At 33.8% G+C, this 16,109-nt stretch carries 17 protein-coding genes; 8 read left to right on the top strand and 9 right to left on the bottom strand.

Annotated features, from left to right (window positions below; translation table 11 throughout):
• Positions 1-36 precede the first annotated feature (36 nt).
• The gene (locus tag ACGLWY_RS00860) at positions 37-1,908 is read left to right on the top strand and encodes a DEAD/DEAH box helicase (RefSeq protein WP_396617799.1); all 1,872 of its coding nucleotides are present in this window, start codon (positions 37-39) and stop codon (positions 1,906-1,908) included.
• Positions 1,909-2,012: 104 nt separating this feature from the next.
• Positions 2,013-2,786, top strand: a complete 774-nt coding sequence (locus ACGLWY_RS00865; protein WP_396617800.1) for a carboxypeptidase-like regulatory domain-containing protein — start codon at positions 2,013-2,015, stop codon at positions 2,784-2,786.
• Between the two features lie 161 nt (positions 2,787-2,947).
• On the opposite strand, the gene ACGLWY_RS00870 is transcribed toward ACGLWY_RS00865, so the two are convergent.
• Together ACGLWY_RS00870 and ACGLWY_RS00875 are read right to left on the bottom strand one after the other, a co-directional pair.
• Positions 2,948-3,475: an SRPBCC family protein gene (locus tag ACGLWY_RS00870; protein ID WP_396617801.1), complete on the bottom strand. Its 528-nt coding sequence runs from the start codon at positions 3,473-3,475 to the stop codon at positions 2,948-2,950.
• Positions 3,476-3,512: 37 nt separating this feature from the next.
• On the bottom strand, positions 3,513-4,166 hold the full coding sequence (locus ACGLWY_RS00875) for a TrmH family RNA methyltransferase (protein ID WP_396617802.1): 654 nt from the start codon (positions 4,164-4,166) through the stop codon (positions 3,513-3,515).
• Positions 4,167-4,813: 647 nt separating this feature from the next.
• On the opposite strand from ACGLWY_RS00875, the gene ACGLWY_RS00880 reads away from it, so the two are divergent.
• A complete protein-coding gene (locus ACGLWY_RS00880) occupies positions 4,814-5,494 on the top strand; it encodes an SIR2 family NAD-dependent protein deacylase (RefSeq protein WP_396617803.1) in 681 nt (226 codons plus the stop codon).
• Between the two features lie 21 nt (positions 5,495-5,515).
• Here the strand turns inward: ACGLWY_RS00880 and ACGLWY_RS00885 are convergent, their stop codons facing one another.
• The 4 genes from ACGLWY_RS00885 to ACGLWY_RS00900 form a co-directional block, all read right to left on the bottom strand.
• Complete coding sequence (locus ACGLWY_RS00885; RefSeq protein WP_396617804.1) at positions 5,516-6,586, bottom strand: DUF3667 domain-containing protein; 1,071 nt, start codon at positions 6,584-6,586, stop codon at positions 5,516-5,518.
• Between the two features lie 65 nt (positions 6,587-6,651).
• The gene (locus ACGLWY_RS00890; RefSeq protein WP_396617805.1) at positions 6,652-7,260 is read right to left on the bottom strand and encodes a YkgJ family cysteine cluster protein; all 609 of its coding nucleotides are present in this window, start codon (positions 7,258-7,260) and stop codon (positions 6,652-6,654) included.
• Between the two features lie 186 nt (positions 7,261-7,446).
• Positions 7,447-7,836 carry a DUF1398 domain-containing protein gene (locus tag ACGLWY_RS00895; protein WP_396617806.1) on the bottom strand — a complete coding sequence of 130 codons (390 nt, stop codon included), beginning with the start codon at positions 7,834-7,836 and terminating at the stop codon, positions 7,447-7,449.
• 73 nt (positions 7,837-7,909) lie between these two features.
• A complete protein-coding gene (locus tag ACGLWY_RS00900; RefSeq protein WP_396617807.1) occupies positions 7,910-9,547 on the bottom strand; it encodes an ABC-F family ATP-binding cassette domain-containing protein in 1,638 nt (545 codons plus the stop codon).
• Positions 9,548-9,879: 332 nt separating this feature from the next.
• On the opposite strand from ACGLWY_RS00900, the gene ACGLWY_RS00905 reads away from it, so the two are divergent.
• Both ACGLWY_RS00905 and ACGLWY_RS00910 read left to right on the top strand, forming a co-directional pair.
• The gene (locus ACGLWY_RS00905) at positions 9,880-10,326 is read left to right on the top strand and encodes a KTSC domain-containing protein (protein WP_396617808.1); all 447 of its coding nucleotides are present in this window, start codon (positions 9,880-9,882) and stop codon (positions 10,324-10,326) included.
• Between the two features lie 70 nt (positions 10,327-10,396).
• On the top strand, positions 10,397-10,957 hold the full coding sequence (locus tag ACGLWY_RS00910) for a hypothetical protein (RefSeq protein WP_396617809.1): 561 nt from the start codon (positions 10,397-10,399) through the stop codon (positions 10,955-10,957).
• Here ACGLWY_RS00910 and ACGLWY_RS00915 read toward each other — a convergent pair.
• Positions 10,954-12,186 (bottom strand): glycosyltransferase, encoded by a 1,233-nt coding sequence (locus ACGLWY_RS00915; RefSeq protein WP_396617810.1) that lies wholly within the window; start codon positions 12,184-12,186, stop codon positions 10,954-10,956. The genes ACGLWY_RS00910 and ACGLWY_RS00915 overlap by 4 nt on opposite strands.
• Before the next feature lie 154 nt (positions 12,187-12,340).
• Positions 12,341-12,814, bottom strand: a complete 474-nt coding sequence (locus ACGLWY_RS00920; RefSeq protein WP_396617811.1) for a heme-binding domain-containing protein — start codon at positions 12,812-12,814, stop codon at positions 12,341-12,343.
• A gap of 351 nt (positions 12,815-13,165) precedes the next feature.
• Here ACGLWY_RS00920 and ACGLWY_RS00925 point away from each other — a divergent pair, with 351 nt between their 5' ends.
• The 3 genes from ACGLWY_RS00925 to ACGLWY_RS00935 all read left to right on the top strand — a co-directional run bounded on the left by ACGLWY_RS00925 (position 13,166) and on the right by ACGLWY_RS00935 (position 15,507).
• On the top strand, positions 13,166-13,723 hold the full coding sequence (locus tag ACGLWY_RS00925) for an adenylosuccinate lyase (RefSeq protein ID WP_396617812.1): 558 nt from the start codon (positions 13,166-13,168) through the stop codon (positions 13,721-13,723).
• Positions 13,724-13,962: 239 nt separating this feature from the next.
• Entirely contained in the window at positions 13,963-15,306 is a 1,344-nt protein-coding gene (purB, locus tag ACGLWY_RS00930; protein ID WP_396617813.1) for an adenylosuccinate lyase, read from the top strand.
• A 9-nt stretch (positions 15,307-15,315) separates the two neighbouring features.
• Positions 15,316-15,507: a hypothetical protein gene (locus ACGLWY_RS00935; RefSeq protein ID WP_396617814.1), complete on the top strand. Its 192-nt coding sequence runs from the start codon at positions 15,316-15,318 to the stop codon at positions 15,505-15,507.
• Positions 15,508-15,560: 53 nt separating this feature from the next.
• On the opposite strand, the gene ACGLWY_RS00940 is transcribed toward ACGLWY_RS00935, so the two are convergent.
• The gene (locus ACGLWY_RS00940; protein ID WP_396617815.1) at positions 15,561-16,103 is read right to left on the bottom strand and encodes a DUF4252 domain-containing protein; all 543 of its coding nucleotides are present in this window, start codon (positions 16,101-16,103) and stop codon (positions 15,561-15,563) included.
• Positions 16,104-16,109 lie beyond the last annotated feature (6 nt).

Below are 16,109 nucleotides of genomic sequence, written 5' to 3' on the forward strand. Positions count from 1 at the left end.
TAACACCACATAAAATAATCGAATACTTATACAAGAATGAACACATTTCAAGATTTAGGTCTTAATGACGACCTTTTACGAGCTATTACCGATTTAGGTTTTACTACACCAAGCGAAGTCCAAGACAAAGCCATCCCCATTTTATTAGAATCTGAAACCGATTTAGTTGCACTTGCACAAACCGGTACTGGAAAAACGGCTGCTTTTGGTTTTCCTATGCTTCATAAAATTGATGTGGATAGCCGCACTACGCAAGGTTTAATTTTATCGCCAACACGCGAACTTTGTTTGCAAATTACCAACGAAATGAAACTTTACGGAAAATACTGTAAAGGATTGAACGTGGTTGCTGTTTATGGTGGTTCTAGCATTACAGATCAAGCAAGAGACGTTAAAAAAGGTGCGCAAATTATTGTGGCGACACCAGGTAGAATGAAAGATATGATTAACAGAAAGTTGGTTGATATTTCTAAAATAGAGTATGCTGTTTTAGATGAAGCCGATGAGATGTTAAACATGGGCTTTAAAGAAGATATCACTGATATTCTTAGTTATACCCCAAAAGAAAAAAACACATGGTTATTTTCTGCAACCATGCCAAGAGAAGTGGCAGCCATTGCAAAAAACTTTATGCGCAACCCACAAGAAATTACGGTTGGAAATAAAAATGAAAGCACCAGTCAGGTTTCCCACGAATACTATTTAGTGAATTCAAGAGACCGTTACGATGCTTTAAAACGTTTGGCAGATGCCAATCCAGATATTTTCTCGGTAGTATTTTGTAGAACTAAAAACGATACACAAAAAGTTGCTGAACGTTTAATTGAAGACGGTTATAGTGCTGGTGCATTACATGGCGATTTAAGTCAGAACCAACGTGATTTGGTAATGAAATCGTTTAGAAACAATCAAATTCAAATGCTTGTAGCTACCGATGTGGCTGCTCGTGGTATTGATGTGGACGATATTACCCACGTAATAAACTACCAACTTCCCGATGAAATTGAAACCTACACACACCGTTCTGGACGTACAGGTCGTGCAGGAAAAACAGGGGTTTCTATGGTTATTGTTTCCAAAAGTGAAGTACGCAAAATAAAAAGCATTGAGCGCATTATCAATAAAGCCTTCGAGAAAAAAGACATTCCAGATGGTATGGAAATTTGCGAAGTTCAATTAATGTCGCTTGCCAATAAAATTCACAATACTGAAATTAATCACGAAATCGATAAGTACCTAACCAGCATCAATGAATTGTTTGAAGACACTTCTAAAGATGAATTGATTAAAAAATTCTTCTCGGTTGAGTTTACGCGTTTCTTCAACTATTACCAAAAATCCAAAAACCTAAATGTTTCAGATGCAGATAGTCGCGATAGAGATGGCGGACGCGAAAGCAGCCGTGATTTTGGTGGAAATTCAGATTCTACTCGTTATTTTATAAACGTTGGTAGTAAAGATGGTTTCGATTGGATGCAATTAAAAGACTTTTTAAAAGAGGTTTTAGAGCTTGGTAGAGACGATGTGTTTAAAGTAGAAGTTAAAGACAGTTTCTCTTTCTTTAATACTGAAAATGAACTTAAAGATAAAATATTAGCTTTCTTTACAGATTACAAGCACAACGGACGTTTTGTAAATGTTGAAGTTTCTGAAAACCGCGGTGGCGGCGGAAGACGCAACGACAGACGTAGTGGCGGAAGACGTGATGATAAAAAAGGCGGTGAAAGACGTGGCAGTGGCGAGCGTCGTTCTAGTTTTAGAGGTGATTCTGGAAGCAGGGGAGACAGAAGAAGCGGAGGCGATTTTAAATCGAATGGTTCAGCACCAAACAGATCTGCAAGACGTTCTGGTAGTGAGTCTAAACCCAGTGATTCTGGTATTTCAAGACCAAGACGCTCTAGACGCTAGTTAATGCTTTTGTTAATTTTAAGTCAAAATAAAACCTATAAATTCATTATTAGTGTTTCGTTTAGTACTTTTATGACCATATTTTACGTTAACAAATTAATTACATGAAGAATTACCTACTCCTTTTTATATGTTTATTTATTTCGGCTATAACAATAGCACAAGAAATAAATAGTGTTATAGGGGTTGTTGTAAACTCATCTAATGGCGAACCGCTTGAAAACGTAAATATTGTAAACCTTAATCAGGTAAAGGGAACAGCGACCAATAGCGAAGGAACTTTCCAAATTGCTGCCAAAGTAAACGATACACTACATTTATCGTATTTAGGTTTTAAATCTATAAAAGTACGTGTCACTAATGACTGGTTAAAGTTTGGAAGTTCTAAAATTGAGCTTACCGAATTAGCCTTGGCACTTGAAGAAGTCGTGGTAAATCAATTAAAATTAACGGGATACTTGGAAGTCGATATTAAACAAGTTCCTATAATTAACAACAATTACCGATATAGTATTTCTGGTTTACCTAGCGGATATGAAGCTGGCAAATCATCAACTATTACAAAAATTATTGGTTCTATATTTAATCCTGCCGATTTTCTACATCGCATGTTTGGTAAAAACCCAAACGAAATGCGTAAGTTAAAAAAGATGAAGGAAGATGATGAAATTAGAAACCTTTTGGCTTCTCGTTTTGATAGGGAAATGCTTATGGCGTTATTACAAGTAGATCGGGTTGATTTAGATGAAATTGTAAGCCAATGTAATTACTCAAAAGGGTTTATACAAACGGCGAACGACCTTCAAATACTGGATGCTATTAGCGAATGCTACGAAGAATACAAGGTGTTAAATAGAAGTCGAGGAAATAAAATTTAAATAAAAAGGAGACTGTCTAAAAAGTCTAGTTCTATGTCATATTGAGCCTGTCGAAATAGTTTAATTACTGGTAATCAATATCGGTTTCGACAAGCTCAACCTGACAAATTAAATTTAAAGGACTTTTTAGATAGCCTCTTTTTTTATGCCTTGAATAATCGCTATTTCTCTAAAATCCGTTTTAAATTATCCAATCCTTCTTCAAAATCTTTTCCAACTTTTTTATCCATATTAAAAAATAGCATAAAGGCATTAAACGGGATGGGATTTTTACCTTTAAATCCCCAAGTAACATTGGTTTGGTCTTTCGTTAAATCAACAACCCTTAAATAGGCTTCAGACTCCGATTTCCAAGGTTTAAAAAAACGTAACTTCGATTTTACGCTTTCGCTTTCATTAATACTTAAAATTTCTTGCTCCCCCATACCCACATCTTTATTGCCTTCCCATTTAGCAATAAACCCCACTTCGCCATCGGTTCCGACATACGTTTGTTGCATATCCCGATCTTTCTTTTTCCAAGGAGACCAATCATCTTGATTTTTAATATACTTTAAATATTGAAAGACTTCTGTTACAGGTTTTTTAATAACAACACTCCTATTTATCTCATAGTCTTGAGGAGCTACAAACATGATAATTATTAACAAAACTATAATACCTATAAAAATATAAAACAATACCATCATAACACATTAGCTTTTAGAAACTTAAAAGTAGTAAAAATTATTCGCTATAATAACGCGCTACTATTTTATCATAACTTTTAATCGTTTTTTTAATCCAATCCATACGCTTTTCGAGCAATTCAGTTTCGGTTAATTGCCAATTAATGGTTGTTTGCTTTAATTTGGTTGTAACATGTTGTAAAATAATGGCAGCACTTACAGAAATGTTTAAACTTTCGGTAAAACCAACCATGGGGATCTTTAAATAACAGTCTGCAGCATTTAAAACTTCTTCCGATAAACCTTCTGTTTCCCTTCCAAAGAAAAAACAGGATTTTTTGGTCACATCAAATTCGTGTAACTCACAATCCTCTGCATGTGGCGTGGTTGCTACTATTTGATACCCTTTTTCCTTTAAATCTGCCATGCAATCTTTTACGTTATGGAATCTATTTAAATCTACCCATTTTTGGGCACCCATGGCAATTTCCCTATCAATACGCTTCGAGTTTCGCTCTTCGATAACATTAACTTCCTGTATGCCGAACACATCACAACTTCGTATGACGGCACTTGTGTTATGCAACTGGTACACATCTTCCGTGGCAACCGTAAAATGTTTGGTGCGTTGCGCTAATACTTTAGTGAATTTTTCTTTGCGTGAATCGGTTAAAAAAGTATCTAAATGTTCCAGGAGTTTTAAATCTATCATAATGAACTCGTTTAATTCAAATTTAAAAAAGTTTCGACCAATCAAAAGCGTTCAACGAAGCAATCTTTATAATTCCAACCAAATTAACGTGACTTCGATTTAATATATCTGACATTCAAGTGTTTAAATAGTTATATAAAAAGAAAAACAATATCATTACAAAACCTGAGTTCTGGTTGATAAACATACCCTGTAACTTTTAATTGTTTAACCGTGTAATCGTTGAATCGTGTAATCGTTGAATCGTGTATCACAAACTTCAACGATACAAACTCAGAACTTTGAACTCAAAACTCTGAACTTCCAACCTTGTCTTTTAAAACTCTGGTCTAATTAAACTATTTGGGCGTTACCACACCCTCCCGCTCCGCCCAGGGCAAGTGGTCGGGCTATACACTGCAATCTTTTTATTCGTACCTCACAAAAAGGATTTCCGTTTCTATCCCTAACGCAATCTGCTAAAATTATTATATTTATAACATGAAACATCCATAGCAAAGTTTTCCTCTCAAGGGAATGATTATATTAGGATGTTCCAAGCCTGTGCTGAGGGCAGTTGAAGCATGACCATTGAAAAACAACTGCGAAGCACATCAGTGAACACTACTAACAAATAATAGTTTAGTGAACTAAAATAAAAGAAACACATGAAACATCTCGTTGTACTTACGGGCGCAGGCATGAGTGCCGAAAGTGGCATAAAAACCTTTAGAGATGCCGATGGTTTATGGGAAGGACATGATGTCATGGAAGTAGCTACCCCCGAAGGTTTTGATGCAAACCCCGAACTTGTTTTAGATTTTTATAACCAGCGCCGTAGGCAGTTATTTGAGGTAGCACCCAATGAAGCCCATTTTGATTTAGCGGCGCTTGAAAACCATTTTAAAGTAAGCATTATTACCCAAAATGTGGATGATTTACACGAGCGTGCAGGCAGTACCAACGTCATTCATTTACATGGTGAATTGCTAAAATCGAGAAATGTTGTGGATGCATTTACTTTTTTTGATTGTAAAACCGATATTAAATTAGGTGATACGTGTCCAAATGGCCATCAATTACGCCCACATATTGTTTGGTTTGGTGAAGAGGTACCCATGATTGGAAAGGCTGCGGAAATATGTGAAACTGCCCATATTTTAATTATCATTGGCACGTCTATGCAAGTATATCCCGCTGCGGGTTTAAGGCATTATGTTCCTGCAAAGACACCTATTTATTTTATCGACCCTAATCCGGCCATGGAAAGCAACAACCATGTAACAGTTATCGCTGAAAGTGCAACCATTGGAATAAAAAAGGTAATGAAATTATTAGTAAGTCAATAAATTGACACGCAATCCCTAAACTCATTTTAAATTCAGATAGGTATATAAACTAAACAACACCAAGATAGCACTAAAAACAAACAGATTAATTAAATACACCGAAGCACTTTTAACAAAAGAAAGTAAAAGTTTATCCCCATAGAAAAGACGGTGGGCAGGGAAAAAATAATAAAACATGAATAGAATACCTATTGTTTTCAAACTAAAATGAACCCAACCCAAAACAGGAGATATGCTTAATAAAGGTTTTAGTTTATCTATAAAAAAGAGCACTAATATCATTATAAGCAGAAAAGAGAAATAATGAAGCGTAAAAATGGCATGATCAAAATAATAATACTTTTTTTTATTATTAAAAAGCCATAAAATAAAAGCAAATATGGGCATATAAATAAACAATACCTTTGGAAAATTGTATCTAAAGGACTCTGAAAATTCCTTAAATATTTCCTCTTCTGTGTGATCTTCTTCTATTGTAAGCCACTTTTTAAGAAAATAATTTTTTACTGAGTTCACCTTTATGTTTTTAGCACCACTTTTTTCCAATGAATCCAATTCGTTAATATTTTTGAAACCCAAATTTATAATTCCTTTAGAATTAATTTCATTCGTTTCCTTAAGTAACTTTTTAAGAGTGTCATTACTCTCTTGGGAAATCACACCTATTTTTGTTAGGCCATCAATACCCTTCGCTTCAATATGCAATGAATCTATTGAAGGAAAATGGGGCTGATTTATAGATTCTTTGTTTGTAGCAATTTTAATTTCGGTGGTTTTATTTGGAAAAAACGAGATTATAAAAAAGGTAATGAAACTAATAAAAATATAAAGTCGGATGGGATTCAGATAATATAAACGTTTGCCAGACATATATGCTTTGGATAAAGCAGCAGGTTTGAAGAGTAAATTATAAATGGTTCTCCAAAATGCGTTATCATAATGGGTAAAATCTTTAAAAAAATGACTAAATATGTGATAAAAACTTTTACGGGTTTCCGTGTTTTCTTGTCCGCAATTTTGGCAAAAGCGTTCCTTTACAAAATAATTGCAGTTAAGACAGGTTTTATCTTGACGTAACGCTTCTTTTCCCATGAGTTCATTAATTAAATTATCGTAAAAACGATTTGGTAAAAAATATTTTCCCTGCAATAAAACAGTTATGAAGCATTTTTAAATCCGTTAGGTAATGGTCTGTAGATATAATAATTCAATACTTCTTCAATAGCGACTTTTAATGCTTGATTGATTGGTAAAATGGTGTTTCCAAGATAAAAATCAATCTGATTAAGATTCATATAGTAATCAGTAAAAATAGGCACATAAAGCCCTTTGCTAATAGCTTCATCTACACTTTTATAACTATTGCTTTGGTTTTCTTTAATAATGGTACAGGTTGCTAATCTAAGTTGACCATATTTATCTCTACTTCCGGCATACCCAAAAAGACGACATATCAATCCACGGTATTTGTAGTTTCCACAACGTCCATTATGACTATCCAACAATGCCAGTGGTTGATAGATATGGCAAATAGTTTTAGTGGTATTGTTTAACGCTGTGAGTGTTTTTTCTGCTTCGCCATTTAAAAAAAGATGGAAAGCCCAAGGTAAAAACTCCAAAGGAGAAGCTTCAATATCTAATTTGGTACAACATTTACCACAGCCTGCTATACAATGTAAATTGGTTTGGGTTTGAAATTTAGAAATTTCACCATCAAGACGTTCAAACAAATGTTCAATCTGCCTTACTTTAGATTCTATAGACATTAATTTTCGGCTAATGTAACCTAAATAAAGTGCATTATTTAAATTTAAAAGAAATACTTTAAATATATGATTTTTAAATACTTAATTATTCTTTAAAACCAATTTGTTTTAAATTATCAACATGGTTTCTTACCAAAAAATAGCACTGAACAAAACGCATTGCCAAGTACTTTTGGTAAATGATTTTTATTGTGATATGTTTTCAACCAAAATTTTGGTTCCTGACTTATCGAAGTACGTACAAGTCATCTCGTCCATAGAAACCGTCCACTTTTCGATACCTGATTTTGCTGAGTCACTACAGAACGTTGGATAATTGGTTTTACCCTCTTGGTGCGCTTTTAAATCTGACTTGAATTGCTCTTCGTTTGATGTTTCTGCAATTGCCAAATCAGGATACTTTGCTGGAGATGTGGTTTTATAGTTATTTGCGCCATAATAGTTTGTGTGTCCATCTGCCACAAAAGTTTCGTAATAAATAACACCTAATTTTTTTAGGTCTTGTATATAAGCAGGAAAATCAGCTCCCGATTTTACTTTGCTATGAGCCGTTTTGATTTGTTCTACTGTAAACATGACTTTTTGATTTTTAATTGTGAAACGGTTTGTTAAATTACAACAAATCCTTCTCTAAAAAATTTTAAAAAACCTATTTCTTCAAATCAATCTGTTTTAAATTTTCAATTCGGTTTCTTATTAAGAAATCGTCAATGGTTTCAAAGTGTTCAATAACACGTTGGTCTTTAAATTCGAATACTTTTTGCGACAAACCTTGAAGAAAATCACGGTCGTGCGATACTAAAATTAAGGTGCCGTCAAAGTTTTTTAAAGCTTCTTTTAAAACATCTTTCGATTTTAAATCCAAATGGTTGGTAGGCTCATCCAGAATTAACAAATTAACGGGTTCTAAAAGCAATTTCACCATAGCCAAACGGGTTTTCTCTCCACCTGAAAGGACGCTCACCTTTTTATCGATATCATCGCCTTTAAACATAAAACCTCCTAAAATGGTTTTTATTTGGGTACGGATATCGCCTTCTGCAACCTCGTCAACTGTTTGAAAAATAGTTAAATTTTCATCTAATAATGATGCTTGATTTTGTGCAAAATAACCAACCTTAACATTATGTCCCAACGCACATTTGCCTTCAAAATCAATTTCACCCATAATGGCTTTGATCATAGTTGACTTTCCTTCACCATTCCTCCCAACAAACGATACTTTTTCTCCACGGGAAATGGACATATTGGCATCTTTAAACACCACATGGTTATCGTAGGACTTCGATAAATCTTTTACCGTTACTGGATAATCGCCCGAACGTGGTGCTGGTGGAAAGCGTAATTTTAATGCCGATGTATCTACTTCATCAATTTCAATAATTTCCAGTTTTTCCAGCATACGCTCACGCGAACTCACTTGATTGGTTTTAGAATAGGTGCCTTTAAAACGTTCAATAAAAGCCATGTTGTCGGCAATAAATTTTTGCTGCTCGTTATAGGCTTTTATTTGATGGGCACGCCTATCTTCACGCAATTGCAAATAGTGCGAATAGTTAGCTTTATAATCATAAATGCGCCCCATAGTTACTTCGATGGTACGATTGGTAATGTTATCAATAAATGCTTTGTCATGCGATATAACCATAACAGCGTTGGCTTTGTTTAGTAAAAAGTCTTCTAACCAAATAACCGACTCAATATCGATATGGTTGGTAGGCTCATCCAATAAAATTAAATCGGGTTTTTGCAATAAAATTTTAGCCAATTCAATACGCATACGGTAACCACCACTAAACTCACTTGTTAATCGGGTAAAATCAGTGCGTTTAAACCCCAAACCTGATAAAGCCTTCTCAACTTCGGCGTCATAATTCACATCTTCTAAGGCATAATATTTCTCGCCTAAATCGGAAACCTTTTCTATGATTTTCATGTAGTCATCCGATTCGTAATCGGTTCTCGTTTCCAATTCTTTATTGAGCTGCTCCATCTCATCACGCATTTTAAAAACATGATTAAATGCTTTTGATGCTTCTTCAAATACGGTACAATTATCTTCGGTTAATAAATGCTGTGGTAAGTAAGCAATCACCGCATCTTTTGGATAACGCACATGCCCACGAGATGCTTTTTGGGCGCCCGCAATAATCTTCATCATAGTCGATTTTCCGGCACCATTTTTGCCCATAAGGGCAATTTTATCATTTTCATTTATGGTGAAAGACACATCACTAAACAAGGCAGTTCCACCAAATTCTACCGCTAAATTATCAACTGAAATCATAGTAAATTTTTAAAGTTGCAAAACTATAAAAAAGATACTAGATTTTAGACCGCTTTGCTTTTAGACTTTACAAAATAATAAATTACTTATTCTTTAATATGACATCTTTTGCTCTAGGGCAAACACATTAAAAAGTTAAGCCACGAATTTCACTGATTTACATGAATTTAAGAATAAGCAAGGCTTGATATTTACACTAATTTGTTAAATTGATGGCAAAAAAATATAAATATCCCAAAACATTCGTCCTTATATTTAGTCTTTTATCTCTAGTCTAGCGTCTTACATCTTAAAAAATAGTATCTTCGCGCCTTATTAAAAAAAAGCCCAAGATGAAACGTATAAACGAATACAAAAAACTGTTTAATGTTGAAAAAGATATTGATTTAAAAGAACTTAAATCGACTTACAGAAATTTAGTAAAAGCGTGGCATCCTGATAAGTTTCAAGCGGGCGATGATAAAGCCGCTGAAGCCGAAATAAAAAGTAAACAAATTATTGATGGCTACCATTTTTTAGTGAGTATTGCGCCAGAAACCATAGCGACTAATTTAGATAATTATAACGAAACCATTAATAGCCCTATTATCGATTGGCAGCATAAAGGCCAAGTACTGGAAGTGACTTTTTTAGATGGCAATACCTATGAGTATTTTGGTGTGAACAAAGCATTGTATATTAAACTTTGTCAATCTGATAAAATGACGCGTTTTGCAAAACGCAATATTTTCAATACGTATACTTATAGAAAAATTAAGAAACAAGAAGTTGAGGCTTAACCGAGTTTTATTAAAAAACACGCAACCTTTTCCTAGTTTTATCATCTAATCATTATAAAACTAGTAACCCATGAGAAATAAACTATTTGTTTTATTTTTGATTACTTCAACTTTAATTACCAACCAAAGTTGTGAGACAAACGATTCTTCAAAAGTCAAAAGTATTACTGAATACCAAAAAAGTTTAAACGCATGGGAGAACTTAAAAGAAACTAACGGAACATCCTATTCCTATATAATTAGTACCAGTTCTGTTTTTGGATTTGGTAGCACAACACACATTACCGTTTTAAATAATATTGTTACATCTAGAGTTTACGAATTGTATTCCTTATATGATGAAGATACTTATTTAGGCTATGAAAACAGACAAATTTTAGAATCATATACCGAAAACACTGAAGCACTTGGAAGCAATGAGTCTGGTGCTAATCCTTTTACTATAGACGAACTCTACAGTACTTGCATAAACAACTATTTATCTGTTGATGCTGACAATAACACTATTATTTTCAGTGTTGACGATTCTAATATTATAAAAGATTGTTATTACATCACTCATGGTTGTCAAGACGACTGCGCTCATGGTATTACTATAACAAACTTTAAATGGCTAGAAGCTAGTTATTAATTTTTATTCTTTTCTTCAATCCATTTGCTCATAAACTTGGTGCTTTGCAAACTGTGGTGCATAAGCATTTGACCCACAAAATTGTTTAGACGCTTTTCGTTAAGATTTTGAACGGTTTCATCAATAATCGAAGCAAACTTTTGTTGAAATTCGGTTTTATTGAAACGTTGGTTGGCAATTTGAAATCCATTTTGTTGTTTCTCTTTCCATATAGTTTCATCTTGGTATAACTGAACTGCTTTATTAGAAAATGCTTCTGGTTCATCTTCAACAAATCCATTCGCATCAAAATCACCAAACATCCCTTCTGCTCCAACCGTTGTTGTAACGCATGGTGTGCCATTTTGCATGGCATCCATCAACTTTCCTTTTAAGCCGGCGCCAAAGCGAATGGGCGCTAAACACACTTTAGCGTTTTGCATCACTTCATTGACATCTTCTGCAAATCCTTTTATTAAAAAACCTTCCTTTTCATTGTGTAACTGATTTACTTTTTGAGATGCATACGCGCCATAAATATGCAATTCTGCATTTGGCAGTTGCTTCTTTATTAATTTCCAAAGGGTTTCCTTTAAATACAATACCGCATTGTAATTGGGTTCATGCAAAAAATTACCTATACTTATAAAATGATGTCTCTCTTCAAATTTGGGAAGCTTCAAAATAGTTTCCTCTAAAACAGTTTCCAACATAAAAGGCAAATACATCAATAAATCGTCGGCTACTTTAAATTGATTTTTAAGAATATCCATTTCAGCTTCCGAAATAATCAAACTTAAATCACTTCTATAAATACTGGCTATTTCGCGTTTTGCTGTATCATTTAACAAATAGGGTGTATCAAAAGGCTTTCCTTCTTTAAAAGCCTGGTGTCTACCTTTACGCAGGCAATGCAAATCTTCAGTATCTAGAATTCGTAAAGCATTTGGGCATTGCTTTGCAACGCGCCAACCAAATTGTTCTTCCATCATAAAACGGTCGAACAAAACAATAGTCGGGTTTAGTTCTTTTACAAAAACATCAAAACTGGTATTATTCAATTCTATGGAAACTTGATGAATCCCTATAGTAGTTAAATCAAACGCATTATCACTTTTAGCACATGGGCTTGCAAATGTAATGGAGTAATTAAGCGATTGAAAAAAGCAAACAAGCTGCATCATTCGGCTACCTGCCGCAGAACTTTTAGGTTCTGGCCATACGAAACCGATAATTAAGACATGCTTCATGTAAAGCAATTAGATTTATTAGACTTTTTAGATTATTAGATTTGTTAGATTGTTAGACATTTTAGATAGTTAAACCTAAAATACATCGGTAACCTGCCCTACCTAACAACAACTCTGAAACTCTGTAACTTTGAAACTCTGTAACTTTGAAACTTCACTCAGCTTGCGGCATTAAACTATATGTTACACGCACCAACTTTGCCCAATCTACAACAGATTTTATTTGGGTATCACTAAGTTTTGCTTCGGTATGCGTCCATGTATAAGATTTTAACGGCATTTCCCTTTCTTCAACCATTTCAATTAATTCTTCAAATTTATGGTCTTTACGTTTTATGGAATTACCTTCCCAATTAGAGAAATTAAAATGCTTTTTACCGTCTTTTACATGACCAGCCAACCAATAATTTACTGGGGTAATGCTATTATACCAAGGATATCGGGTAACATCACTATGGCAATCGTAACAGGTTTCTTTTAAGATAAGCTTTACATCTTCTGGAGGATTTGTTTCAGCTAAAAAAGCATTAATTGACGCTAAATCGCCTTCATTTTTTTCTGGTCCAAAAAATTGCGCAATAACCAATGCGATTAGCAAGAATAAGAAGATCTTTTTTATTATTTTCATCTGTTTATATTTATTATTTTAATTTGGTCAGATGGAACACCCTGAATTATCCTCCTTATGTGTGTGAATGCAATTCCCATAGGTGTTTCATATCGGGTTGTATAAAAGTGAAGTGATTTAAACTTTTTCCAATTGGCTAAAAAATTGCCCTTTTTTTTGTCTATGCGCCTTCTGGCTCATTCACTAAAACAGTCCACTGGACTGTTTCTTAACGTTCTGTCCTGTCTTTTTTTCTTTCCGTAGCAATGCTATGCAACTCTAAAAAGGCTTCGATTGAACAAAAAATGACTAATTTTCGCTTCAATCGAAAAAGTTAAAGCCACTTCAGTGTATAAAAATAGTAAATTAATTATGAGTTCAAATGAATTTTACAATGAATTAAAAGACGTAGACGCTTCACGCGAAAGCCGCCTTAAATATGCCCATTTTGTTTTAAACGATATGAGTCTATTTCCTAAACTCATTGACATTATGTTTAGGGTTGATGATAAAATGTCCTATTATGCTGCTTGGGTGTTTGAATTTGTTTGCGACGAATATATTTATGCCATAGTACCATATTTAGATACGTTTTGTAACAGTATTAAAAACGTTCATTTAGATTCTGCAGTACGTCCCATAGCTAAAGTGTGCTATTTTATAGCACAAGAATACGACTCTAAGCAACCCAATACTTTAAAAAAAATGCTGAAACCAATACATAGAGAACAAATTATTGAGGTTTGTTTCGATTGGCTTATAGGCAAACAAAAAATTGCTGCCAAAGCTTATGCCATGGACACATTGTTCCTTTTAGGAAAAAACTATCCATGGGTGCATCCGCAATTAACCCAAATTTTGGAAAAAGACTTTCAAACGCAAAGTGCAGGTTATAAAGTACGTGCAAAACGCATTCTAAAAAAGTTATGAGATTATGAGGTTATGAGGTTATGAGGTTAAAGTTTAAAAAAGTAAAAAAATAGGTACTGGTTTTCACCTTAAAACATCTATTTTTCAAAATCATCAATCGTGAATCGTGAATCGTGAATCGTCAATCGTGAATCGTTAATCGTGAAATCTGAAATCGTAAATCGTAAATTGTCAATCGTCAATCGTTTTTAGTCATAGATGTTTCATATCTTTGCAGCTTCAAAAAAATCAAACAACACATGCAATTATCACCTTTAAATGCCATCTCACCAATTGATGGAAGATACAGAAGTAAAGTAAACGAATTAGCACCTTTTTTCTCAGAAGAAGCTTTAATAAAATACCGTGTTCTTGTTGAGGTTGAATACTTTATTGCCCTTTGCGAAATTCCGTTACCACAACTTAAAGCTGTAAACACCAGTGTTTTTGATGATTTAAGAGCTATTTACAAAAACTTTAGTAACGAGGATGCATTAGCAATTAAAAAGATTGAAAGCGTTACAAACCACGATGTGAAGGCTGTTGAATATTTTATAAAAGAAAAATTTGACGCATTGGGTTTATCACAATTCAAAGAATTTATCCATTTTGGATTAACCTCACAAGACATAAACAATACCGCTATTCCTTTAAGTATTAAGGAAGCTATGGATACTATTTATGTACCAGAATATACCATTATTTTAAACAAGCTAAAAACATTATCAAAAGATTGGGCAGCTATTTCCATGTTAGCAAGAACCCACGGGCAACCGGCATCTCCTACCCGACTTGGGAAAGAAATTGAAGTATTTGTAGTAAGATTACAAGAGCAATTTAATTTACTGAAAAATATACCTAATGCGGCTAAATTTGGTGGTGCTACTGGAAATTTTAATGCACACCATGTCGCATACCCAAATATTGATTGGAAAGCATTTGGCAGCAAATTTGTCCAAGAAAAATTAGGACTACACCACTCGTTTCCAACTACACAAATAGAACATTACGACCATATGGCTGCTTTGTTTGATACTTTAAAGCGTATTAACACTATTGTAATTGATTTAAACCGAGATATCTGGACATACGTATCCATGGATTATTTCAAACAGAAAATAAAAGCAGGTGAAGTTGGCAGTAGCGCCATGCCACATAAAGTAAACCCCATAGATTTTGAAAACAGCGAAGGTAATTTAGGAATTGCGAATGCTATTTTTGAATACCTATCTTCTAAGCTACCTGTTTCGAGATTGCAACGTGATTTAACCGACAGCACTGTTTTAAGAAATGTGGGCGTACCTTTTGGACATACATTGATTGGTTTTAAATCAACATTAAAAGGATTGGATAAATTATTGTTGAATGAAGCTAAGTTTGCTGAAGATTTAGAAAACAATTGGGCAGTAGTTGCCGAAGCGATTCAAACCATATTACGTAGAGAAGCTTACCCAAACCCTTATGAAGCTTTAAAAGGTTTAACGCGTACTAATGAAAAAATAAATAAAGATTCCATTTCTAATTTTATTGATACTTTAGAGGTGTCTAACACAATAAAAGACGAATTGAAACGTATTACTCCTAGTAATTATACGGGAATTTAAACTTAAACCATGTTAAACGATAGACAATCATTAATACTTTGTGGCGTAATGGTCGGTGGTATTTTTGTATCTGGAATTTTAGATGTTTTAGATAGTTACCTTATTAAAACCCTATTAACTATCATATTTTTAATGATTTTAACTAACTTTTTTATGGTCTATTCTAAATCAAAAAAAGAAAAACAAAACAAATTAAAATAAAAAAGGTTTGCCAAAATTCAGGCAAACCTTTTTACTATTAGAAATACTATAATTTAATTAAAAAAGTTCATAATATCCTGAACTTGTCCTTTATCAACCTGAGCGCTTTGTAAAATACTAACCAAAGTCACCATTTTATCTGGACTCATATCATCACCCAATACCCGAACAATTCCAAAGCCCAGTTCTTTAGAGCTTCCAAAAACAACCACTTCGTCTGCTTCTTCATCGTTTCCAATATATTTTACGATCACTTTATTGCCTCTATCACTAAATTCTACAAGGTCCTTATACTTTCCATTGCTCAAAATAGTTTTAACTTTTTCTAATTCTACTTTTAGTGTTTCTTCATTTGTTTGATTGGCTTTATAGCCTAAAAAATTCAAACGCTTTACAGAATTATAAGCTTCCTTTTGTTCATTGGTAAATTTAGTTTCGTCTATTTTCAGCATAGATATTGGAATATCTTGTGTCATGAAATTTTTAGATTCTTGGTGGTCTACAAAATAACGTTGTAAACTAGCACCATCATTACAACTTACTAAGGTTACAGTTATAATGAGAGCTAAAATAATATGGGTGACGGTTCGATTCATGATTAA

It is taken from the genome of Mariniflexile sp. HMF6888, from assembly GCF_044335535.1.
In the GTDB taxonomy this organism is placed as follows: domain Bacteria; phylum Bacteroidota; class Bacteroidia; order Flavobacteriales; family Flavobacteriaceae; genus Mariniflexile.